Below are 24,807 nucleotides of genomic sequence, written 5' to 3' on the forward strand. Positions count from 1 at the left end.
AAACTATGAATACTTTAACATCACTTTGGTCAAAGTTTAATTGGGGAACAGGTATTTTTCTGTTCTACTCTGCTTTTGTAATTTTTATGTTGTCGCTTGTTGTTATGTCAATGCAGCAAAAAATTGAGTTGGTAACAGAAAATTATTATACAAAAGGAGTAGATTTTCAAAGTCAAATAAACGAGCAATCCAATGTGGCTGCACTCGTAGAAAAACCAACCATAAAACAATTAGAAAATGGAAATGTAGAAATAAAATTTCCTGCTTCTGAAAATTTGGAATCAAAAATAAATGGTGAAATTTCTTTTTTTCGTCCTTCTGATAAAGATTTGGATTTTACTGTTCCTATTCAATTAGAAAAAACAAAAAAACAAATCATTACTCAAAAAATAGAACACGGACTTTGGAAAGTAAAATTATCATGGACACAACAAGACAAAACAGGAAATGATAAAAAATTCTTTCAAGAAACGACTTTGGTAGCTTCGAATTAAAGTATAACAGACTTCCTAGTCTGTTCAAAAAAGATACAATTATGAAAAACTCATTTCACACTTTTTATATTACTCACAGAGAGGCAAATGTGCCAATTAGAGAACGTTTTTCTTTATCCGAACGAGAAACCGAAACGCTTCTACTTGCCCTACAAAGTTCAGAATCTATAAAAGAAGTTTTTGTACTTTCTACTTGTAATCGTACCGAAATTTATTGTTATGGAAAAGAAGATTCTCTATCTATCATAAAGGAAAAATTTGCTCAATTAAAATCTGTTTCTAGTGAAGAATTGATGGAAATGGGTTTCAAATCAAATAGTAATTCGAAGGAAATAATAAAGCGTTTTTTTGAAATTAGTGTGGGAGCAGATTCTCAAATTGTAGGTGATTGGCAAATTACACATCAAGTCAAACAAGCCTATCAGCTTGCTTACGAGTTAGGAACAATTGGAACATATTTTCACAAACTGATAAATCATGTTTTGCAAACAAGTAAAAAAATTACTACACAGACTGTTTTTCGAAGTGGTGCTGCATCGGTTTCTTTTGCTACGGCTGATTTAGTGAGAAAACTTTTGAAGGATAAACACAACATTCAAAGAAATGAAGCGATACAAATTTTGGTAGTTGGAGTCGGAAAAATTGGTGCTGATACGGTTCGTCATTTGCGAAAAATGGGAATTAAAAATGTCAAGATTACAAATCGAACTATTGGAAAATCAGCTATGCTTGCTACTGAAAATGCGTATGAAATAGTAGAATTTTCAACTGTTTTTCAAGAAGCTCAAAAGGCAGATATTGTTATAAGTTCAGTTTCTCAACCCAATTTTTTCAATATTTCAAATATTGATGTAAAAAAAATACGTCCTAATCAGTGTTTTATAGATTTATCTATGCCGAGAAGTATTGAAAGCAAACTCAATAATTTTATTAAAATTTATACGATTGATGATTTGAAAGAACAAACAAAAGCTGTAAAAAAAGAAAGAGTAGCAGCTTTACCTTTGGTTTATGAAATTTTAGAAAAAGGAGTGGAAGATTTTGAAAAATGGAATGAACAACATAAATATATTCTTCTCTTACAACCTTACAAAATGGCTTTAGAAGAAGTCAAAAATAATATTTCAAATAAATATAGTGCTGAATTAGATGATAAAAACAAACATTTAATGATGCAAATGCTAACCGATTTTGAAGAGAAAGCAATGCGTATTCCTGTGGTGAATCTAAAAACACAACTCAATAATTCATCAAATATTGACAATCAAAAACCATTTTTAGATATACTTCAACAATTATTTTCATAAAGTATCACAGACTTCCAATCTGTGTAAAAATATCTTTTCCTACAGACTAGTAAGTCTGTCATACATAAACAAATATGTTTTTTCCAGCTTTACTTCTCGGTCTTACAGGTAGTTTGCATTGTGTGGGAATGTGCGCTCCTCTCACATTTGCATTTATGCAGGGCAAAAATTTTGTTCAAAAACTTTTCTTTTATCAGTTAGGCAGAATTCTGATGTACGCCATTTTAGGAATGGGAGTTGGTTTTGTCGGACAGGCTTTGTTTTTTTCAAATTGGCAAAGTTATGCTGCTTTTCTGTTGGGTGGTACACTGATTTTGGCAGGTCTTTTTAGTTTTAATTTGGATAGAATAACCAATAAAATTTCTGTTTTGAAATGGATTTCTTTAAAAATAACGCCTTTGATAGGAAATTATCTGTTTGATGAAAAACCCTATAAATTATTTTTTGCAGGACTTTTAAATGGTCTGTTGCCTTGTGGTTTGGTTTATTTTGCACTTTTGGGAGCAGTTGCAGCAGGAACAAGCCTTGAAGGTGGAATTTTTATGACAGGTTTTGGGCTTGGAACACTTCCTTTACTTCTTACTTCTTTATTTTTTTCAAAATATTTCTCTCAAAAAATAAATACAAAAAACATTATTTTTCAAAAATTAAAAATTATTTATCCCTATGCTTTTATACTTATGGGTATTTGGTTTTTGGGAATGGGAATAATTTCTTGGCAAAATGGTGTGGCTGATTGTCATTAGCTTGATTTTGATTAGATTGTTGTTTAATTTTATAAAAAATACAATCAGTAAAGAAAAAGTATTATACTATCCACCATGAAAAAGAAAAAAGTTGAATTTCCAAAATGTGAAACTTGCCCAAAACGAGCTGCTTCGGTTTTTTGTGATTTATCAGAAGAAGAAGTTGCAAATATGTCAGCTACAAAAGGGTGTAATTTTTATAAACGAGGTCAAAATTTATTTTATGAAGGTTCTCGTGCTATTGGTGTACATTGTATTTATGAAGGAAAAGTAAAACTGACCAAATTAGGAATTGATGGAAAAGAACAGATTGTCAAAATAGCTTCAGATGGAGAGGTATTGGGATATAATTCTTTACTTAGTCAAATGCCTTATAATGTTTCAGCAGAGGCACTAGATGATGCTGTAGTATGTTTTTTACCTACTTCGACTTTTTCAGAACTCATCGACGATAATAAGAATTTTCCTCGTAAGATGATGCAACTGATGGCAAAAGATACGCAAGATATGGAGCAACGTCTTACAAATTGGATGCAAAAATCAGTTAGAGAACGTCTTGCAGAGGTTCTTTTATTGCTTCATAATCGCTACCCAGATAAAGATAAAAATCAAACCATTGATGTTCGTTTGAGCCGAGAAGAAATTGCAAATCTCGTCGGAACTGCCACAGAAAGTGCCATTCGTTATCTTTCTGAACTCAACACTGATAAAATTATAGAATTAAAAGGAAAGGAAATAATTATTTTAGATAGAGAAAAACTTGTCAAGATAGCCAATATTGATATAGTTTAACTCTTAATCAAAATTGTTTTAATCATTCAAAAAATAGCTAATATCTTCTAAGAGTCCAATGTCAGAAGGTAATTTTGTGTCAGAATATACCAATTTGCCTTTTTTATCGATTAGAAAAGCTGATGGCAAGCCATTCAAGTTATACCCTAATGTATCAGAAAAATAACAAGTGAGAGAAGTTATATTTAGTTCTTTAAACCTAGTCTCTAAATTTTTATTGTTTGAAGAAATAGTAGAACTTAATTTTGCTGTCTGAATCCAAAGGAATACAATTTGATTTGATTTATTTTCAGTTTGATTTTTTATTTGATTATTTAAGTATTCAAAACCTTTTAAATAATTTTCTATAAACTCACTTTCTAAAGAGCCAAAAAACAAATAAACAATTTTGCCTCTAAAATCAGATAATTTTACAGTTGCACCAGTTGCATCTGGCAAAGAAAAGTTGGGTGCAAGTTTTCCTATTTTCATCTTCTGACTATTTTCAATAAACTCTTTTAGAACTGAAGCTGATTTGTCGTCTTTATGAATGGAAAGATATTTCTTATAATATTTTTTATAGAGTTTTTCGTTGCCTTGTTTGGCTAATTCTATAATCAAAATGGACTGTGCGTGTGCTTGTACGCTTCCAAGGAGTTCTTTTTCTGTAATCTCAAATAAAAGAGGGTAATACAAATCCGAATAGGCTTTTAGAGAAGTTTCTTGGTGAGACTTGATATAACGAAATTCTAAATAATTTCTCAAAAAACGTAAATAAGCAGGCTGATTTAGAGCTGATGGACTTTGAATAATTGTTTCTTCAAAAAAAGAGTAATATTCGTCAGACAGAATTTTTGGTGTTTGTTCATTCAAAAAAGCGTGTAAAACAGAATATTCAGCTAAATGATTTGCATTTTCATACGCAATTCGCTGTTCCATTGCCAAAATAAAATCGTCAGAAAGAGGTTTTTTTCCTATGGTTTCTTCTAAAAGCTTGAATTGATTTTTACGTAACTTCTCTACTTCGCTTTTAAAATTTTTTTCATTCGAATTTTTATATTTCTTTGGATACAGCGTATTTTTAGAACTATTGCCAAATTCTGTTTCCCATTTTTGTAGAAAGTTATTTTCGGCTGCACCCAAGCCAGAAAATTTTGTTCCATAAGGCAAAGCACCTAATTCTACTTGCATATTTAAACTATCACCTACATGAAGATAAATTTGTCCTTGTTTGTCTTTACATTTCCATAAAAGCCAAGTTGATTTTTTGAGAGGAATTGTAAAATTAAATTCTCCTTTTTCGTTTGTAGTAATTAGTTGTCTTTTGGGTTGAAAAGTCAAATATTGATATTGATATTCTATAACTATTTCATACGAAGACGCAGGAAGCATTTTTCCTTCTAAAATGGTAGAAAATTGAGCAAAACTTTCAAAAGAAAAACTAAATGAAAATAAAAAGCACAAGATTAGAATAAATATTTTTGCAATATGGCTTTTAAAAATAGAAGTTAAACGTAAAAAAATAGTCATTAATAAAGAATTATGAGAAATAGTGTACTATCAAAACTAAAATTAAATAATTGACAAAATTAAGCCAAATTCTATTGATATAATACACATGCAACAAAATTGCGCTCCTTATTTTTTAATTTTGAAAGTCTAGTTTATATTTATTGCATTTTTTAAACTTCAATTTATGTCACACTCACACGACCATAATCATACAGGACATAGCCACGAACACGCTCCCAAAAGTCTAGAAAATATCAACTCAGCTTTTTACATTGGTATTGCTCTCAATATTGCTTTTACAGCTATCGAATTTGTTTATGGTTATTCTACTGATTCTTTAGCTCTTTTGTCTGATGCCACTCATAATTTAAGCGATGTAGGAAGTCTTATTTTAGCTCTTATCGGGATGAAACTCGCCAAAAAAACAGCTACTCTAAGTTATACCTATGGTTTTAAAAAGGCTTCTTTATTAGCTTCTCTTATCAATTCTGTTTTGCTTGTGGCTGTTGCTGGAGGAATTATTTATGAAGCAATTCATCGTTTTACTAATCCTTCTCCTTTGACAGGAACTACTATTATTGTTGTCTCTGCAATTGGAGTTTTGATAAACACAGTTTCTGCCTTTTTATTTTTTAAAGGACAAAAAGATGATATTAATGTAAAAGGAGCTTTTTTACATTTGCTTGTCGATGCGCTTGTTTCAGTAGGTGTAGTGATTGCAGGAACGATTATTTATTTTACAGATTGGACAATTATTGACCCTATTATTAGCTGCGTTATTGCAATTGTTGTTTTAGTTTCGACATGGAATTTGTTTAATGAAAGTGTGCGTTTGGTTTTAGATGGCGTTCCGAGCAGCATAAAAATAGAAGATATAAAGGAGTCTCTTTTAGAAATAGAAGAAATAGATAAAGTTCATCACATGCATGTTTGGGCATTGAGCAGTACCGAAAATGCAATGACTGTGCATGTTGTTTTAAAAAAATATGCCTTAGATGCTGCAAATAGCAATGCCGAAACTCCTCTTCAACGTTGGGAACGTCTTAAATTGATTATTCGTCATAAACTTCTGCATCATTCTGTTCATCATGCGACTTTAGAACTTGATGCTGATGATAGTTTGGCAGATGAGAAAGTGCATTAAGGAATGATGATCTGCCAAAGCAGCCAAGCTAATTATTGATAAATAAATAATTGGGCAGAATTAATAACAAAACCCACGATTTTAATCGTGGGAAAAGAGGAGCAGAAAGGTAGAAAATATCCTCCAACTATCCCATAACTAAAGTTATGGGTTTCATTCTTTCTGCCATTGTCGGTGTCCCCACTGACGATAGTAAAACACAAATAAATTTATGTTACAAGGTACTTACAAATTTAAAAGCAGTAGTTTATTTAATTCTTATTCTTAATAAGGTTTGGAAAAGTAAAAAACCATTTCTATAAAAATAGAAATGGTTTTTATTATAACAGTTGTAAAGAATTATCTTTAAAGTAAAAATTACTTCTTAGCAGCTTCAGTACGTTTGTTTTTAGTTTCCTGTACTTCTGTACGGATTTCTTGTGCTATTTTTTTGAGGTCTTGCATTCCTTTACGGATACGAGTTCCTGCTGCTTGATTTTCTTTATCGTAAAATTTAGAAAAATCTTCTTTAAGTTGTGTGATTAAGTCTTCGACTTCTTGATAACGACCCATAGTGAAAAGTAAATTGAAGGTTATAAATTAAATTTAAAAAAATGCTTTTAAAAGCAAAAAAGGTATAAGACAAAATGCCTGTATAGCTCTATTATGCCCTATTTGAATGACAATATACTAACAAAACTATCAAAAACAGCGTTTTGAGCCGTTTTTTTTAGACTTTCTTATATATTTTTTTCAATAGTGAAATTATATTTTTTCTTTTATTGATAGAAAAACTTCTTAACAATCTGAAAAACAATTAGTTAGTGTTATTTGTCAAGTAAGTATTTAATTTTTAAAAAACACCAACAAATAGAAAATAACATAGCTATACGGATTTAATTAGATAGCAGCACTAATTTCATTGTTTGCATAAACTCCATTTTTGAGCTTATCCGAAACTGCTTTAAATGCTTCAATGGTTTGTTTTACATCTTCTAATGTATGCGCTGCTGTTGGAATAAGACGCAACATAATTACATCTTTAGGAACAACTGGATAAATTACAACCGAACAGAAAATAAAATAATTTTCACGAAGGTCAATGATAAGATTTCCTGCTTCATTATTGCCACCACTCAAAAATACAGGTGTAACAGGTGAATCTGTCTCGCCAATATTAAAGCCGTTTTCACGCAAACCATCTTGAAGCGCACGCACTACTTTCCAAAGATTAGCTTTTAGTTCTGGCATAGTACGAAGCATTTCCAAACGTTTCATGTTGCCAACAACAAGAGGCATTGGTAATGTCTTTGCATAAATCTGTGAACGCATGTTGTAACGTAAATAATTAATTACGTCTTCAGGACCAGAAACGAAAGCTCCAATACTTGCCATAGATTTGGCAAATGTAGAAAAATAAATATCAATTTCGTCTTGAACGCCTTGCGCTTCTCCTGTTCCGATTCCTGTTTCTCCCATTGTTCCGAAGCCATGAGCATCGTCAACAAGCATACGGAAATTATATTTTTTTCTAAGCTCAACAATTTCTTTTAGTTTTCCTTGGTCGCCAAGCATTCCAAATACTCCTTCTGTAATTACTAAAATAGCTCCTCCTGTATTCTCTACATATTTAGTAGCTCTTTCTAATTGTTTTTCACAGTTTTCAATATTATTATGAGGAAAAACATAACGTTTTGCAAGGCTCATTCTGAGTCCATCAAGAATACAAGCATGTGATTCAGAATCATAAACTACAACATCTTTACGATCAAGAAGTGCATCTACAACAGACATAATCCCTTGATAGCCATAATTCAATATAAAAGTATCTTCTTTTTGTACAAAATCCGAAAGCTGAGATTCAAATTCTTCTATTGTATTTGAGTTTCCAGACATCATACGTGAACCCATCGGATAGGCAAGTCCCCAATCTTTAGTAGCTTCTGTATCTGCCTTACGAACCTCTGGGTGGTTAGCAAGTCCTAAGTAATTATTCAAACTCCATGTCAATACTTCTTTTCCTCTAAATCTCATGCGAGGCTTCAATTCGCCTTCCAATTTTGGAAACGCAAAATAGCCATGTGCAATAGAAGAAAATTGACCTAAAGGGCCACGATTTGTTTTTAATTTTTCGAATAAATCCACGTTATATCTTTTAGTTAATGGTTGATGTAGCGGCTTTTTAATCAATATTTAATTACTGATTTATAAATCAATATATTCTTTCAAATTGATTTTTTTATAATTTTTTTAATCATAAAACTATTTTTTACTTATATATGAAGATACGAATAAAAGCAGGAAGTAAAAAAGCAAGATTACCTATTTTTTATTAAAAGCCGAAAAAATAATACGCAAATATAGTGCGAAAAGGGCAATTTTGGAAATACAGAGCTATTCTAAGCCATTTTTGTTTGAAATTTCTCTTAAATTAACGCAGAATTTAAAAAAAATAAAAACTTGATAGGTCGTAGTCATCGCTTCTCTAAAGACAACGTCCAAAATTCATTTTTTTATTGTTATTTTGGAACACTATGCCCCTAGCGTTTACTTACTTTAACATTAAATATTTTTCTAAATTAAGATTTTGCAACTTAGGCAAATCAATATTAAATAATTCAGCTTGAGATCTTAAAATAGTCAAAGAATCATAATATCCCATTATCTGTCCCATAATATAGTCTTTATCACCTTTTTCACAGGAAGAAATTTCCTGTTCCAACTCAGATAACTTATCTATTTGTATATCAATAAAATCATTTAGATAATTCTTATAACTATTAGCATTCATTTTACTTCTCTTTTAAAATTCCTCCAGCCGTCATTCGTGAAAAAAATAGCTCTCGCTTGCTTCCTAGCAAGTGATTTATAGGTATTCGGCTTGTAGCCGTGTATTTGTATTTCTAAACTAGCATAAATCTAATATTTTAAAGTCAAAATCAAAAGAACTTTACAAATTAAAATGGCAAATACAAAAACCACGGCTACAAGCCGAATACATATGAAGCACTCGTTAAAAACGAGCGATAGCCACAAAAATACTTTTTGTTAAAACAAGTATTCATAAATTTGAAAATTTTATTTTTTACTAGTAAAGATAGTTAATTTATTTTCCCAAGTTAAAATCATATAAATCCAAACAGGAATACAACAAGCAAAAACGATGTATGTTCCTGTACTTCCAAATTCGATAAGTATATCAATCCAAGCGTGCAGAGTTACGACCACAAAAAGGGATTTTGTTTTTTCGATAGCTTTTCCCAAAATAACACTAATAATAAAACTGCCTAAGCCAAAAGCTAAAATTTTAACGATAATCATATACCATTCTCCAGAAGAAGTACGAACGAAAATATGCCAAAACTCCCATAAAACAGCAATGATTAAATATTTTGGTAGTGGTTTTACATTCTTCAAACTGTCTTGTAAAAAACCTCTCCAGCCAATTTCTTCTCCCAAAATAGAAATAAAACCTACAATAGATAACACTAAAGGTGCAATATGAACAGGAAAAGGAAGTCCTTCTATTCCCACAATGCAAAGTCCAAACACAGGCAGGAAATAAAAAATAAGGGATTTTATCCAAGAAGTTCCTCCTAGAGAAACCGTTTTTTCAATGCTTTTTCTAAACAAAAAATAACATACTAAAGCCGAAATTCCGACTCCCCACATGATGAACCATTGTTTGGCAAAACCTATCATTTTCCAGTCTATCCAACTGTCTGTATTAAAGTGTCGCCACCAAAAAAAAGGAAACGAAATGGCACACGCCAAAACATAATAAACTGCAATCGCTTTCCAATTTATTTTTGAAGAATCAGGAGAAATAAGTATATTTTTCATAGATTGAAATTAAGTTTTACAGTACTGGACATGAGTTAAATTTTTCATAGAACTCAGCAGTAGCTCGCACAATCCTTGTTCGGCTGAGTCTTCCAAAAAACAGTAAAAAATAGCTCTCGATTGCTTCTTAGCAAGTGAGCAATATGTATTCGGCCTGTAGCCGTGGTTTTTGTATTTGGTATTTTAAGTTGTACATTTTTTTGATTTTCGTTAAAAAATCAAAGCCATTTAATTTACCAGCATCTAACTTTACGCAAACCCCAACTGTTTCCTTACTTTCTGCAAGACTTCAAAAGCTACTTTTCTAGCTTTTTCTTCTCCTATTTTGAGTTTATTATCTAGTTCTTTTTCATCTGCCATTAATTTATCAAAAGTAATTCTTTCGTTCTTATATTTATCCAAAATAAGTTCTAAAAGAGCCTTTTTTGCGTGTCCGTAGCCATAATTTCCACCTGCATAATTTTGTTTCATTGTCTTCAAATCACTTTCAGAAGCTAATAATTTATACAAAGAAAAGACATTACAAGTTTCGGTATCCTTTGGTTCTTCTAAAGGTGTACTGTCTGTTACGATAGACATAACTTGCTTTTTGAGTTGCTTTTCAGGTAAGAAAATATCGACAATATTTCCATACGATTTACTCATTTTTCGCCCATCAGTCCCCGGAATTGTCATTATTTGTTCATCTACTTTTGCTTGTGGCATTACAAAAATATCTCCGTACTTATTATTAAAAGCTGAAGCAATATCTCTAGTGATTTCAATATGTTGAATTTGGTCTTTTCCGACAGGAACAAACTCAGCATCATACATCAAAATATCAGCAGCCATCAAAACAGGATACGTAAAAAGACCTGCATTTACATCTGAAAGAGAATCTGATTTATCTTTGAACGAATGTGCATTGGCAAGCATTGGAAAAGGTGTAAAGCACGATAAATGCCACGCAAGTTCGGTTACTTCTGGGATTCTTGACTGACGATAGAACGTATTTTTTTCTATATCAAAACCAAAAGCCAGCCACGCAGCAGCAACAGCATTTGTGTTTTGAATTCTCGTTTCGGCATCTTTTACCGTTGTGAGAGAGTGCAAGTCAGCAATAAAAAAATAAGAATCGTTACCTGCTTTTTTTGAAAGCTCAATAGCTGGTAAGATTGCGCCCAAAAGATTTCCTAAATGTGGACGACCAGAAGACTGAATACCTGTGAGAATACGGGACATATTGAATTGTGAATGATGAATTGTGAATGATGAATGGAATAAAATAAAACCAAACACTATTTTTCGTTTTTCTGTCGTTGTTGGTGTTGCCACCAACGATAACAGTTTACATTACTTCAAAATTGAAAAAAAAGTTTCAAAAAGCCTAATTATTTACTTTTAAGAAAAATAAAAAGGATTTTTGCCTATCCAAAAAATAAACCATACAAATATCTACCTGGTGAAAAAGTAAAAGCTCCTGCAATAATGAGCGCACCAAAATAGAGCAAAATCATTTTTCGTTTGTGGGATTTTACATCTCCTTTTTTGATAGCAATATAAGCTGTCGGAACGCTATAAAGAACGACAAAACTAAAAATATGAATCCACCCAAAATGATTGAAAACTGTAAATCCAATTGTTGCAGGCATAAAAAGAGTAATAACTGCTGTAAAAAGCATCAAAATCATATAAATTCTTCCAAAAATTTTATGAATTTGTGTCCCTTTTTTGATGAGTAAAAGAACTGTTCCGATAAAAAAACTAGGCACTACGGTAGCCAAATGAAGATACATAAGTTGTAAATAATCCATAAGTAAGTAAGTTAGATTTGGGAAAAAAAATCAAAAGTATAAAATTTTATAATTACTATGTTACTTTTTCTAATCACTAAATTTTCCGTTATTTGAGCTTTCTAGCTAAGTAAAAGGTATTAAAAAATTCTGTATCAGATGGATAAGTGATTTATTATCCCACATAAAACTTCAAAAAAATATTTCTAAATAATGAAAACTAACTCTTTATCTTCTTCATTTTTATCTTTCTTATCAAAATCGCCATTAGTAGCATCAATATTTTTTCTATTCTTTTTTTCTTGTAGTTCTGATAAAATGACAGATAAAGAAAAAGAAGATGAATCTAGTATTGAATGGGAAAGCACACAGATTCCTACTGATTCTGTTTCTCTTGTTCATGCAACTCAATTTCGTTCTTATGTATATCCAAATTTCAGAACTTTAGAAGTTTATGATAAAAATAAAAATTTACAACAGCGTTATCTATTGTACAAAGGAGAAACAAAACCAAAAACGAATTTTGAATATGATGTTGCTCTTCAAATTCCTTTAAAACGTATCGTTTCACGTTCTACAAAGTATGCGACTTTTATATCACTTTTAGAAAATGTAGATAATTTAGTCGGTTTTGTAGGCTCTCAGTATGTTTCGGATGAGCAAATTAGAAAAGGTTTGGATGCAGGAAAAATCAAAGAAGTTGGAAACGATGATGGTTCAGGAGTAAATTTTGAAGGTTTGCTTAGTTTAGAACCAGATGCCATTTTTACCTATGATGCCAGTTTGTATGGAGGAACAAGCGATACACAGCAAAAAATGAAAGAATTGGGTTTGCCTATGATTATTTGTAATGAAACTTTAGAAAGCTCGCCTCTTGCACAAGCAGAATGGATAAAATTCTTTGGTATTTTGTTTGAAAAAGAAGAAAAAGCAACCGAAATTTTCAATCAGGTAAAAAGCAATTATGATTCTCTAAAAAACCTGACAGGCAATCTAAAAGAAACTCAAAAACCAACACTTTTTTTTAATGCATGGTATAATGAAACTTGGTTTATGCCAAATGGAGATAGTTATGTAGCACAGTTTGCCAAAGATGCAGGAGCAATTTATTTATGGAATGATTTAGAAGGAACAGGTGCTTCTCCTTTAGCCATAGAGTCGGTTTATGAAAAAGCTCAGCAGGCAGATTATTGGTTTCATGCTAGTGATTGGAAGAATATGAATCAGCTTATAAGTTCGGACAGACGGTTTGTGTCTTTCAAGTCAGTCAAAAATAAAAAAATATTTAATCATAATAAAAGACAACTAAAAAGTGGTGGAAATGACTATTTTGAGAGTGGAGTAGCTTTTCCAAACAAAATTTTGGAAGACTTTATCAAAATTTTGCATCCAGAATTAATCAAAAATAAAGAGCTTTATTTTTATGAAAATTTGAAGTAAATTGGATAAAATACAAATTATCTAGCTATTAAAAAATAAAAATAATTTTGTTTTTTAATAATCTAAAAGTCGGTTTTTTGTGTAAAAACTGTCAAAAATCAGTAAGTAAAGCGACTTTTGATAGTGTTTTGCGCTTATTAAATTTGTATCTTGCAAGCCAAAATAAACACCACACACAAATACACACAATTAAATAAATAATTTATCGGTTCAATTCTATGCTAATAATAAGCAATAGATTTCATAAAAAAACTGATACAAAAAAAATAGTTTATGAGTAATATTCTAACCCTTTCCCCTTCTCGTTTAGAAGTCATGCGCCATTTAGAAGGCTACGTGGATCAAATGACAAGTAAATTTTTACGTCCTATTGATGTAAACTGGCAGCCTTCCGATTTATTGCCTGATGCTTCTAAACTAGATTTCTTTGATAAAGTAAAAGATCTTCAAGAACGTGCTAGAGAACTATCTTATGATTTTTGGATTGTTTTGATAGGCGATATGATAACAGAGGAAGCTCTTCCAACTTACGAATCTTGGTTGATGGATGTAGAAGGTGTACACCAAGGCGACAAAGAAAATCCGTGGTCAAAATGGGTAAGAGGCTGGACAGCAGAAGAAAATCGTCATGGAGATTTGCTCAATAAATACCTTTATTTATCAGGACGAGTAAACATGAAGCAGGTAGAAATTTCTACTCAACACTTAATTGCTGATGGTTTTGATATCGGAACTGCAACAGACCCTTATCGTAATTTTGTTTATACTTCATTTCAAGAATTAGCTACTAACATTTCACACAAACGAGTAGCTCAACTGGCAGGAACACATGATAATTCAGATTTAGAGAAAATGTGTAGTATGGTAGCTGCCGACGAATACCGTCATGCGTATGCGTATATGTCATTTGTAGAAAAGATTTTGGAAGTTGATCCAAATGAAATGCTTTTTGCTTTTGAAGATATGATGCGTAAAAAAATTGTGATGCCTGCTCATTATTTGAGAGAAATTGGTGGAAAAGTAGGCGAAACCTTCAAGCATTTTTCTGATTGCGCTCAACGTTTGGGTGTTTATACAGCAGAAGATTATGTTGATATTATGGAAGTGCTAATCAAGAAATGGAATATCGAAAACTTGAAAGACCTTAATGAAACAGGCGAAAAAGCAAGAGATTATATTATGAAACTTCCTGCTAGACTTTTGCGTGTAGCTGAAAGAATGAAAACAGACACAAGTGCAGGATATAAATTTAAGTGGATAGATTAAAATCAATTATTAGTGATAAATGGTTAATTATAAATGAATGAAAGTAGTCCATTTATAATTAACCATTCACAATTATTCATTGCTTTCTTCTTCAAATTCTAGTTCTTTAATAGGTAGTTTGTTTTTCTTGGCAGTTTTTCGTTTTCCTCTTTTATAATAAAACCACTCGCCAGTTACTTTTCCCTCTTTATATTGACCTTCATATTTGGGTTTTCCTTCTTCATCATAGTGAATCCAATATCCAGTTTTTTTTCCTTCTTTATATACTCCTCTACTCATTACAATCCCGTTTTGATCATAGTATGTCCAAGAACCTTGTTTTTGTCCATCTTTGTATGTTCCTGATTGAATTGCACTTCCATCAGTAAAATATTCTTCTACTAACCCGTCTAATTGTCCTTTTGTATAAAAAACTCGTCTTGCAAGAGTTCCATCTTCATAAAAAGTTAGCCAAAGACCTTCATACGCACCATCACGATAAATACCTGTACGTTTTACTTGTCCATTTGGATAATAAAAAAAAGCTGAATCTTGTAACATTCCGTTTATCCATATTTCTTTTCGCTCTAGCTTTCCATCTGGTGAATAATACTTTGATGTTCCATTAAGTTTATTGTATTGGTAGTTCTCAAAAGCCATTGTTGTTCCATCTGGATAATATAAGAACCAATATCCTTCTTTATTTCCTTTTACTTCTTTTCCCTCAGCTTTTAGTATTCCACTTTTATAAAACTCTTGCTTTTTTGATTGTGCAACAGAATTTTGTATAAAGCTAAATAATAAAAAAGCAAGTAAATACAGAGTTAAATATACATTTGAATAATACTTATTTTTCATATAATTTTGTTTAGATACTTATAGATAAAAGAGTCCTATCATCAAGCCCAATTATCATACTACTTTTTTGCTCTTAGTAAGGCAAGCTACATAAATTTAAAATAAAAAAAACAAAATAATCAAATCTCTTTTATGAATGCAGTCAAACAAAGATTTTAGCTATTTTTATATCTATTTTTAATATTTAATCTAAAAATGTGTTTGATAAATCAAAAAAAATGTTATTTTTGTACTACTTACTATCTAATTATTTGCTCAAAATTGTACATTATTTAGACTACTTTTCCCCTTGAAAAAATTGCGAGAAAAATTATCAACTATCTCTTTTTTAAAAAAATACCTTCATCAGTTTGCTGAGAATTTCTTTTCAAAATCTTTAGTAAAAGGATTACTCTTGATTTTATTTTTCTTTGTTTCACTTATTGTTAATGCACAAAAACAAAATAAACACGTTCCCTTTGACCCTAATAAACAACTCTCTCAATTTTTAATAGATGTTTGGGATAGTGAAAAGGGATTACCTTCTAGTACACTTTTGCAAGTCATCCAAACCAAAGATGGATATCTATGGATTGGAAGTTATGATGGGCTTTTACGTTTTGATGGAAATAGTTTTGATATTTATACAAAAAATACCACAAAAGAATTCCAAACAAATAATATTACTTATCTCAAAGAAAGTAAAGATAGTACGCTTTGGATAGGAACACAAGGTAGTGGATTAGTAAGTTGCAAAAATGGAGTATTCAAATCACATGGTTTAGAAAAAGAGTATATTGAAGCAATTCATGTTTTAGATAATAGTGATTCAGCATATATTGGCACTCGTTCTAGGGGATTGTTACTATATGATATAAAAAACAAGATTTTCAAACCTCTTTTTGCTAAAGAATTGTCTTCGGAATCTATTTATGATATTTTAGAGTATCCAAGGGGTAAATTTTGGTTAGCTACAAGAAATCAAGGGGTACTAACTATAGAAAACAATCAAATTCTAAAAGTTGCTTGTGATGTGGAAAATCCACGAACACTAAAATTATATTTAGATAATACCAAAAGAATTTGGGCAGGTACTTATGATGGTATATTTATGTATCAAGACAATAAACTTACTAGACAATTCGAACAGCTTGCTAAAGAACGAATTCATGATATGAGGTTTGATCCAGCAGGTAATTTTTGGATTGTTACTCGTAATAATATTTATCGTCATAATGTCTTGACAGAGAAATTAGAACTTCTTACCACTGATACAGGAGAAGCATTTGATGATGTGCGTTCGGTGTGGTTAGATCAAGAAGAAGATTTATGGATTCCGACAGCTAGACATGGACTGTGTCGTTTGCGTGATGGAAAATTTATTAATTACACTGTTCGTGAAGGACTTGCTTACCCTTCTGTAAACTCTGTGGGGATTTACAATAATACAGATGTTTTGGTTGGAACAAGTAATGGAACTGTTCATCGTATAAATCCTATACAAAATAAAGTGTTTGATTACCCTATAAAAAGTAAACTTTCTAATCAAGAAATATTCAATATCCGTCAAGATAGCGCAGGAGCCGTTTGGATAGTTACTTATGACGGTCTATTAAGGAAAGATATTAAGGGAAACGAAAAATTATTTACTACAAAAGATGGGCTTCCAACTAATATTTTGAGACTTACCTATCAAGATTCAAAAGGTCGCTTTTGGATAGGGACACGAGGAGAAGGATTGGTAGAATACAAAAAAGACAGGAAAACAGATCAAGATAGTTTTTCCAAAGTTGGTCTAGAAAGAGGATTTACGGCTGATTTTGTGATGGCAATAACAGAAGATAATGATGGAAATCTTTTAGTAGGAACAAATAATGGAGGATTAGCTATAGAAAACGGAGATAAATTTGATTTGTTTTCTACTGAAAATGGATTACCTACTAATCTTATCTTTAATATTTATTGTGATAAACAGAATATAATTTGGCTGGCTACTAATGCTGGTTTGGTGCGTTGGAAAGATAAAAAAGCATTTGTTTTTGATGGAGCAAATGGTTTACCAAACGAAACTATTTTTGATATTGTAGAAGATGAGAAGGGGTATTTTTGGTTTTCTTCCAATAGAGGAGTGCTACGCATAAATAAAAATGAACTCAATTCTTTAGCCAATGGAGAAGATATAGACTTAAACTGGACACAATACGACAAAAATGATGGTATGCGTTCCGAACAATGTAAGGGAGCAACTCAATCAATTATCTCTCCTCAAGGAATAATTTGGATTCCTACTAACAATGGTATTTTACAAATCAACCCTAATTTTCTACCTATCAATTCTCATCGTCCTCCTGTATATGTACAGAAAGTTTTCTTAGATGATGAGTTATTTTTAGAACCTTTAAAAGTAATTGTGAAACCTGAGCAACAGCGTGTCATTATTGATTTTACAGCACTTAGTTTTCGTGCACCTGAAAAAGTAAAGTTCAAATACCGATTAGAAGGCTTCGATAAAGATTGGGTAGTAGCAAAAAATAATAAAAGAGAAGCAATTTATACCAATCTTCCTAACGGAACATATAATTTTCAAGTCATTGCAGCTAATAATGATGGTGTTTGGAATAATGAAGGTGCAAGTGTAGAAGTTATTGTTAAACCTCATATTTACGAAACACTTTGGTTTATTGGATTGATAGTTCTCTTAGTTGTAGGAAGCATTTGGGGAGTAGTAGCTACAAGAACAAAGAGAATTAAGATGAAAGCTGAAGAATTAGAAAGGATTGTTGAATTACGTACTGTCGAACTTCGATCTAGTAACGAAGAACTGATTACTCAACAGCAAGTAGTAGATGAAAGAAATCTTCTGATCGAAAAACAAAATCATAATATTATATCTAGTATCAATTATGCCAAACGCATTCAAGTAGCAATGCTTCCTGCCCTAGAACAAGTGACAGAACTTTTGCCTGAGTCTTTTATATTATTTTTGCCCAGAGATATAGTTTCAGGAGATTTTTATTGGATAGAAAAACAAAGTGAAAAAATAGTTGTAGCTACTGTTGATTGTACAGGACACGGTGTACCAGGTGCATTTATGTCTTTGATAGGAAATGATTTGCTCAATAAAGTAATTCAAGACTATTCTATTACACAACCTAGTCTTATTCTTAATGTTCTTAATGAGGAAATAAGTAATATTTTAAGACAACGAGAAACAGATAATCGTGATGGAATGGATATGAATATTTGGACATGGAATCAGAAAACTCATACAGTAGAATTTGCTGGCGCAAAAAACCCATTGATTTATATCCAAAATGGAGAATTACATGAAGTAAAGGCTGATAAACTTTCTATAGGTGGAAATTATTATGACAAAGAAGGTATAAAATATAAAAATCATATTATCAAGATTGATTCTCCTACTGTATTATATACATTTTCTGATGGATATCAAGACCAATTTGGAGGGGAACAAAATAGAAAATTTATGAAAGGTAAATTGAAAAAACTACTATTAAAAATTCATCATTTACCTATGAAAGAACAATATCAAATCTTAAAAGATACTATTGAAGATTGGAAAGATGAATACCCACAAGTTGATGATATTTTAATTATAGGAGCTAAACTAGATGTAAATATTTAGATTATGAGTTTCACAAAACTATGTTTTACACTAATTCATAGTATACAAAAGTTAACTTTTAAATTAATCTTGAAATCAAAAAAAAAGAGTTATTTTAAATAAAAATCACAGAAGTGTTTTTTTTTTCATAAATTGTCTCGTCCTAACATAGTGTTACACAACCAATTTTATTATGGAACGTACCTATGTAAAACGTACACAGAAAGACTATACCATGCAGTTCAAACTTCAAGTAGTTAAGGAAATAGAACAAGGTCTTTTTACAATAACTCAAGCACAACGGAATTATGGTATTCAATGTCGTCATACTGTTGTGAACTGGTTAAAAAAATACGGTAATTTTGATCATTCTTATAAAGTAATTCGTCCTATGAAAACAGCAGAACAACGTTTAATGGAACAAGAGCAGGAAATTCGTCTTCTTAAAAAACAAAATGCCACTCTACAAGAAGAATTATCTACCTTAGATAAGAAAGCCATTTTGTTTGACATGATGATTGACTTAGCCGAAAAAGAATATAAAATTTCTATACGAAAAAACTCCAACCCCAAGTAGTTAGTTCATTTAGTGAACAGCCTGCAACCAGTATTGAAAAGACCTGTAAATTGCTTGGGATATCTAGACGGGTATATTATTATTCTTTATTTCGGACAGATAAATACAAAGAATTAGCTCAAAAAGTAGTTGATTTAGTCAAAGAAGTTAGACATCGAATGCCACGAGTGGGTACTCGTAAACTTTACCACATTTTAAAAATTCCTTTAAAGGCTTTAAAAGTGGGACGAGATAAACTATTTCGTATTTTGGAAGCTAATCATCTTCTTATTTTACCTAAACGGAGGTATCATGTTACTACAGACTCCTTTCATCGTTTCAAAAAGCATAAAAATTTAATTGCAAACTTGAAGGTAGATGGAGCAGAACAAGTTTGGGTAAGTGATATTACCTATATTGGAACACGAGAAAATCCGATGTATTTGGCATTGGTTACTGATGCGTATTCAAAGAAAATAGTTGGTTTTGATGTTTCTAATAGCTTAGAGACTGTTGGTTGTTCAAATGCTTTAAAAATGGCATTGAAAAACAGAAATTATCCGTTACGAGAATTGATTCATCATTCAGATAGAGGTGTCCAATATTGTAGTGATGAATATCAGACGATTTTAACTAAAAATCGTATTCGTTGTAGTATGACAGAATGTTATGACCCTTACGAAAATGCAGTAGCAGAACGTGTCAATGGTATTCTCAAACAAGAGTTTTTACTAGAAACTCAACAATCGTATTTGACTTGGATGAAACAATTAGTACAACAAAGTGTACAAATATATAATCAAGAAAGACCTCATTTTTCTTTATATATGCAAACACCAGAGCAAACACATCAAAAGGAAAATATTGAAATAAGAACCTATAAAAAAGAAAAATCAGACAATCTTAAGACTGCCTGATATATATTTAATCTATCTAAAAAACTGTAACACTATTTCAGGACTAGACAAATTAAAGACAAATATTGGATAACCGTATTTATATTATCTGTAAAGCTGGTCGTTGATGCCTCATACAAGCCCCTTTTTTAAACTATCTACAGAAGCTCTCTGTGTGCTAGATATACATAATCGTATCCTGCACGCCAATACTGCTATGGAAAAACTTGCTCAAAGAGAAGAAAAATTCTTAATTGGAGAAAGTTTTATAGAAGAAATAGAAAAAAGAATTGAAGGGCAGAATAAAATAGGTGTTAAAGAATTGATTACTAGGTTAATAAATCAACTTGACAAAACACGTATCAAAATAAATGAAAAAATAATTGAATCGTATAGCTTCATAAATAATATAAATAATAGAGAAGAATACAAAATTTCTACAATTTCTACAAAAGAAAATTACGTTTATATATCCATTGCTTATACATCAACTACTATTAATCCTGATTTAGTAGAAACATTTATTGAAACAAGAGCCATACAGACAAAGCAGTTGAATACTATCCTAGCAACTGTTCCTGATGGTATTTTTGTTATCAATGAAAAGGGAATTATATCTTTGGTTAATCCTGCTGCTGAGAATATTTTTGGTTACAAAGAAGAAGAGTTACTTGGCAAATCAATAGAATTACTTTTGTCTAACCAACCTATACCCGAACGTTTTACGCAGCTAGTAACAGAGTCTTCTTCTGATTTGAAGGTCATTCATAATATAGAATTAATTGCAAAACACAAAAATCAAACTGAATTTCCTTTAAGTGTTTCGTTAAACGAAACTCATTTTGAAAAAGGAAAAACGGTTTATATTGCTTTAGTGAGAAACCTTACAAAATCAAAAGAAGTACAGAATAAATTACGTGATAGTCAAACATTTGGAGAGTCAATCTTTCAATCAGCCAAAATTGGATTAGCTGTTATTAATGAATGGGGCTATTTTGTAAATGTAAATAGACAATATGCACTCATGACTGGCTATAATCCAGAAGAATTAATTGGTCAAGTATATTCTATAATTGTACCTGATTTCGAAACAGAAGATAGCATTAATACTATAAAAAAAGCTCGCAGAGGAAACACTACTGCAAAACGTTTTTGGAAGCTAAAGCAAAAAAAGGGTGCATTGATTGACATCGAATTATATATTAATGATTTTTATAATCGTAATAAAGAACAGTTTTTTATTCTTTCTTCAAAAGACATTACTGAAGAGAAAAGTATTGAAAAAGATTTAAGGAATACAAAAGAATTATTAGAAGGCATTTTTCAGTCTTTAGATAATGTATTTTGGTCGTATGATGTCAAAAAAGATAAATTACTTACTATTTCTGCTGCTGTGGAAAAAATTTATGATATTTCACAAGCAGAATTAAAAGATGATCCAAATGCGTGGCTAAAAAAGGTACATCCAAAGGACATAAAACTTGTCAATGAATCTCGTAAAAAAGCAAGAGAAGGACAAAGTATATCTTATGAATATCGCATCATAGACAGAAAAGGAAACACGAAATGGATTCAGACAGATGTAAAAGTAACAGTAGATAAAGAGGGAAATCCTATTCGCATTGAGGGAGTAGATACAGAAGTGACACAACGCATTCTTGCTAACCACGAGTTAGACAATACGAAAAGAATGTTACAATTCATTTTAGACTCACTTCCTGATGGAGTCGTCTTTACTAATCCAAATCTAGAAATAGAATGGGTAAATCCTGCTATAAAAAAACTTTTAGATTATGATGAAGAGGAATATACAGGAAAAGTTTTTTCAAGCCTATTTGAAGAAGAGAGCTTTTTTCTAATTTCTGACCATTTTGACATAATGGAAAAAATGTCTGTTTTCGAAATTGCTCTGAAGTCTAAAAATGGAAAGTTAATTTATTCAGAAACTATTTCTACACCTGTTTATGACTCTAGCAAAAGCATAATTGGCTATCTGTATGTAATCAGAGATATTAGTGAACGAAGAGTATTTGAGCAGGAAAAAGCACAGATTATGCGTTCTCTAGCACAGTTCAAACGAACACTAGATGTTACCAAAGATAGTGTTTTTATGTTTGATGCTACTACGCATTTGTTTATTTATGCTAATAAAGGAGCGACAGAAGCTGTTGGGTATTCGTTTGGAGAACTTCGTGCCATGAAGCTCATTGACCTTATGAGTGATATTAATCCTGAAGATTTTCAACAACTTACTTCTTATGTTGTAAATAATACGAATCATCAAATCAACTTAGATACAACCTTTTTACATAAAAGTGGAGGCAAATTTCCTGTTGCTCTTTTATTGCAATATGTAGATTTAGATGATGGAGAAAATCGTTTTGTAGCTATTGTAAGAGATATTAGTGAGCGAAAAATTACAGAACAGTTACTAAAGGAAAGTGAACTCAAATTTCGTTCTACCTTCGAACAAGCAGGGATTGGAATTGCTCATATCGGAATAGATTTGTCGTGGGCAGCTTTCAATGTTCATTTTTGTAAAATGACTGGCTATTCTCAAAATGAACTTAGCATCAAAAAATTGAGGGAAATAACACATCCAAAAGATTTGCCAAGAGACATTATGCAGCTTCGTCGTGTTCTGAATGAAAAAAGTGAGGGTTACTCTATGCGAACACGTTATATTCATAAAAATGGAGATACCATTTGGCTCAATCTGTCGCTTTCAGTAGTAAAAGATGATGATAAAAAACCTGCATTTATTGTAATGTTTATTGAAAATATTTCCGACCAAGTAGAAGCTGAAGAAATGTTGCGTCAAACTTTAGAAGAACTAAAAGTAAGTAACTATGAATTAGATCAGTTTGTCTATAAAGCCTCACATGATTTGCGTTCTCCTCTTACATCGATTTTAGGTCTTTTAAATATTGCCGAAATTGACAAAGAAAATGCACTTTCTCATATCAGAATGATTAGAGGAAGAATTCATAAACTTGACGAATTTGTACAATCCATCATTAATTATTCTCAGACAAGTAATTTGGAAACTAATTATGAACCTTTGCGAATAGAATATTTAATTCATAAAAATATTGCTGATTTAGATTTTTTACCTTATGCAAATGAAATAAAATTCAAAATTAAATCAAGTCAAAAAGGAGCTGTTTATACTGATAATTTAAGACTAAATGTAATTTTGAGAAACTTACTCTCAAATGCAATTAAGTTTGTAGACAGAACCAAAAAAAGATCAGTTATTATAGTAGAAACTGCTTTGAGAGAAGACAAAAAGTTTGTTTTGAAAATTACTGATAATGGCGTAGGCATAGATAAAGCCTATCAAGAACGCATTTTTGATATGTTTTATCGTGGAAACGAAACCTCTGATGGAAATGGTTTGGGACTTTATATTGTTCGTCAGGCTGTTGAAAAACTAAGGGGAGAACTCAAATTTGCTAGTCAGCTTGGAAAAGGTTCTACTTTTATGGTAATTTTACCTAGTTTCGAACCAAAAACTAAAGATGAATTAGAAAAATTATTTATTCCTGCTGAGTTGGATAATAGTAAGGAAAACAGAAATAATTAAATATAATTTGTACTTTAGTGTGAAAAATATAAATCAAATTGAAAAAAATACTTGTAATTGCAGGAGCAACAGCTGTAGGAAAAACAGCTTTATGTACAGAATTAGCAGCTTACTTTGATACAGAAGTTATATCAGCTGATTCAAGACAGTTTTATAAAGAAATGAGCATCGGAACAGCAAAGCCTACACGTGAGGAGATGACTTTCATTTCAGAAACAGGAACTTCTAGGCTAATCAAACATCATTTTATAGATTCTCATTCTATTCAAAATCCTTTATCAGCAGGGCAATTTGAAAAAGAGGCTTTATCTGTTATTAATAATTTATTTAAAGCTAGAAACAAAGAAAATGACATCCTTATTCTGACAGGAGGTTCTGGACTTTTTGTTCAAGCTATTTGTGATGGATTTGATGAAATACCAACCATCGAAACAACATTCAGAGAAGAGTTAAATCAAGAATTGAAACAAAATGGGCTAGATAGTTTAGTTTCAGAGTTACAAGAAAAAGATTCAGAATACGCATCAGAAGCAGACTTAAATAATCCTCAACGAGTAATTAGAGCATTAGAAATAATTAGAAGCACAGGCTGCAGCTATTCAGAGTTCAGGAAAAAAAATGCACAAAACCAAGAAAAAGTAAGAACAGAGAGATTGCAAAAATTAGGCTTTGATTTCATCAAGGTAATGTTAGACCGACCTAGAGAAGAACTTTACGAACGAATAAATAAAAGAGTCTTGCTCATGATTGAGAACGGATTGGTAGAAGAGGTAAAATCATTGAAAGAATACGCTCATCTTGCACCCTTAAAAACAGTAGGGTATCAAGAAATTTTTGAATATCTTGATACTGATAATAACGAAAAAACAGAAGAAAAAATAAACTTAGAAACAGCTATTTCAACTATTCAACAAAACACAAGACGATTTGCTAAAAGACAATTGACATGGTTTCGTAAAGACAAAGAATATGTTTGGTTCGATATTTCACAACCAAACTATAAACAAAAATTAATTAATTTCATTAAAAGTCAATTGACTAAAGGTTGATTAAT

20 protein-coding genes are annotated in these 24,807 nt (G+C 31.2%); 12 read left to right on the forward strand and 8 right to left on the reverse strand.

Features of this window, described 5'->3' with window-relative positions:
• Positions 1 to 5: 5 nt before the first annotated feature.
• The 4 genes from V9L05_RS21925 (at position 6) to V9L05_RS21940 (ending at position 3,339) form a co-directional block, all read left to right on the forward strand.
• Positions 6 to 494, forward strand: a complete 489-nt coding sequence (locus V9L05_RS21925; RefSeq protein ID WP_338815695.1) for a FixH family protein — start codon at positions 6 to 8, stop codon at positions 492 to 494.
• Between the two features lie 41 nt (positions 495 to 535).
• Complete coding sequence (hemA, locus tag V9L05_RS21930) at positions 536 to 1,801, forward strand: glutamyl-tRNA reductase (RefSeq protein ID WP_338815696.1); 1,266 nt, start codon at positions 536 to 538, stop codon at positions 1,799 to 1,801.
• A 74-nt stretch (positions 1,802 to 1,875) separates the two neighbouring features.
• Positions 1,876 to 2,547 carry a sulfite exporter TauE/SafE family protein gene (locus V9L05_RS21935; protein WP_338790803.1) on the forward strand — a complete coding sequence of 224 codons (672 nt, stop codon included), beginning with the start codon at positions 1,876 to 1,878 and terminating at the stop codon, positions 2,545 to 2,547.
• Positions 2,548 to 2,622: 75 nt separating this feature from the next.
• Positions 2,623 to 3,339: a Crp/Fnr family transcriptional regulator gene (locus V9L05_RS21940; RefSeq protein ID WP_338790804.1), complete on the forward strand. Its 717-nt coding sequence runs from the start codon at positions 2,623 to 2,625 to the stop codon at positions 3,337 to 3,339.
• Positions 3,340 to 3,357: 18 nt separating this feature from the next.
• Here V9L05_RS21940 and V9L05_RS21945 read toward each other — a convergent pair whose 3' ends face one another.
• On the reverse strand, positions 3,358 to 4,848 hold the full coding sequence (locus tag V9L05_RS21945) for a redoxin domain-containing protein (protein WP_338815697.1): 1,491 nt from the start codon (positions 4,846 to 4,848) through the stop codon (positions 3,358 to 3,360).
• A gap of 166 nt (positions 4,849 to 5,014) precedes the next feature.
• Between V9L05_RS21945 and V9L05_RS21950 the strand changes: the two genes are divergently transcribed.
• Positions 5,015 to 5,974: a cation diffusion facilitator family transporter gene (locus V9L05_RS21950; protein ID WP_338815698.1), complete on the forward strand. Its 960-nt coding sequence runs from the start codon at positions 5,015 to 5,017 to the stop codon at positions 5,972 to 5,974.
• Between the two features lie 357 nt (positions 5,975 to 6,331).
• Here V9L05_RS21950 and V9L05_RS21955 read toward each other — a convergent pair whose 3' ends face one another.
• From V9L05_RS21955 to V9L05_RS21980, 6 genes are all read right to left on the reverse strand, one after another.
• On the reverse strand, positions 6,332 to 6,526 hold the full coding sequence (locus tag V9L05_RS21955; RefSeq protein ID WP_338790807.1) for a histone H1: 195 nt from the start codon (positions 6,524 to 6,526) through the stop codon (positions 6,332 to 6,334).
• A gap of 327 nt (positions 6,527 to 6,853) precedes the next feature.
• Positions 6,854 to 8,098, reverse strand: coding sequence for a pyridoxal phosphate-dependent aminotransferase family protein (locus tag V9L05_RS21960; protein WP_338790808.1), 1,245 nt, complete (start codon positions 8,096 to 8,098; stop codon positions 6,854 to 6,856).
• A 406-nt stretch (positions 8,099 to 8,504) separates the two neighbouring features.
• Positions 8,505 to 8,744 carry a hypothetical protein gene (locus tag V9L05_RS21965; RefSeq protein WP_338815699.1) on the reverse strand — a complete coding sequence of 80 codons (240 nt, stop codon included), beginning with the start codon at positions 8,742 to 8,744 and terminating at the stop codon, positions 8,505 to 8,507.
• Positions 8,745 to 9,031: 287 nt separating this feature from the next.
• Complete coding sequence (locus V9L05_RS21970; protein ID WP_338815700.1) at positions 9,032 to 9,796, reverse strand: CPBP family intramembrane glutamic endopeptidase; 765 nt, start codon at positions 9,794 to 9,796, stop codon at positions 9,032 to 9,034.
• Positions 9,797 to 10,045: 249 nt separating this feature from the next.
• The gene (gene trpS, locus V9L05_RS21975) at positions 10,046 to 11,017 is read right to left on the reverse strand and encodes a tryptophan--tRNA ligase (RefSeq protein ID WP_338815701.1); all 972 of its coding nucleotides are present in this window, start codon (positions 11,015 to 11,017) and stop codon (positions 10,046 to 10,048) included.
• A 185-nt stretch (positions 11,018 to 11,202) separates the two neighbouring features.
• Entirely contained in the window at positions 11,203 to 11,589 is a 387-nt protein-coding gene (locus V9L05_RS21980) for a DUF2306 domain-containing protein (RefSeq protein ID WP_338815702.1), read from the reverse strand.
• 192 nt (positions 11,590 to 11,781) lie between these two features.
• Here V9L05_RS21980 and V9L05_RS21985 point away from each other — a divergent pair, with 192 nt between their 5' ends.
• Both V9L05_RS21985 and V9L05_RS21990 read left to right on the forward strand, forming a co-directional pair.
• A complete protein-coding gene (locus tag V9L05_RS21985) occupies positions 11,782 to 13,008 on the forward strand; it encodes an ABC transporter substrate-binding protein (protein ID WP_338815703.1) in 1,227 nt (408 codons plus the stop codon).
• A 273-nt stretch (positions 13,009 to 13,281) separates the two neighbouring features.
• Positions 13,282 to 14,274, forward strand: a complete 993-nt coding sequence (locus V9L05_RS21990; protein WP_338790815.1) for an acyl-ACP desaturase — start codon at positions 13,282 to 13,284, stop codon at positions 14,272 to 14,274.
• Between the two features lie 72 nt (positions 14,275 to 14,346).
• Here V9L05_RS21990 and V9L05_RS21995 read toward each other — a convergent pair whose 3' ends face one another.
• Positions 14,347 to 15,111, reverse strand: a complete 765-nt coding sequence (locus tag V9L05_RS21995) for a toxin-antitoxin system YwqK family antitoxin (RefSeq protein WP_338790816.1) — start codon at positions 15,109 to 15,111, stop codon at positions 14,347 to 14,349.
• Between the two features lie 298 nt (positions 15,112 to 15,409).
• On the opposite strand from V9L05_RS21995, the gene V9L05_RS22000 reads away from it, so the two are divergent.
• The 5 genes from V9L05_RS22000 to miaA all read left to right on the forward strand — a co-directional run bounded on the left by V9L05_RS22000 (position 15,410) and on the right by miaA (position 24,802).
• Positions 15,410 to 18,736: a two-component regulator propeller domain-containing protein gene (locus V9L05_RS22000; protein ID WP_338815704.1), complete on the forward strand. Its 3,327-nt coding sequence runs from the start codon at positions 15,410 to 15,412 to the stop codon at positions 18,734 to 18,736.
• 172 nt (positions 18,737 to 18,908) lie between these two features.
• Complete coding sequence (locus V9L05_RS22005; RefSeq protein WP_338811880.1) at positions 18,909 to 19,292, forward strand: transposase; 384 nt, start codon at positions 18,909 to 18,911, stop codon at positions 19,290 to 19,292.
• A gap of 50 nt (positions 19,293 to 19,342) precedes the next feature.
• The gene (locus tag V9L05_RS22010) at positions 19,343 to 20,188 is read left to right on the forward strand and encodes an IS3 family transposase (protein ID WP_338811879.1); all 846 of its coding nucleotides are present in this window, start codon (positions 19,343 to 19,345) and stop codon (positions 20,186 to 20,188) included.
• 106 nt (positions 20,189 to 20,294) lie between these two features.
• Positions 20,295 to 23,753 (forward strand): PAS domain S-box protein, encoded by a 3,459-nt coding sequence (locus V9L05_RS22015; RefSeq protein ID WP_338815705.1) that lies wholly within the window; start codon positions 20,295 to 20,297, stop codon positions 23,751 to 23,753.
• A gap of 38 nt (positions 23,754 to 23,791) precedes the next feature.
• On the forward strand, positions 23,792 to 24,802 hold the full coding sequence (miaA, locus tag V9L05_RS22020) for a tRNA (adenosine(37)-N6)-dimethylallyltransferase MiaA (RefSeq protein ID WP_338815706.1): 1,011 nt from the start codon (positions 23,792 to 23,794) through the stop codon (positions 24,800 to 24,802).
• Positions 24,803 to 24,807: the final 5 nt, after the last annotated feature.

The organism is Bernardetia sp. Wsw4-3y2, assembly GCF_037126295.1.
GTDB lineage: Bacteria > Bacteroidota > Bacteroidia > Cytophagales > Bernardetiaceae > Bernardetia.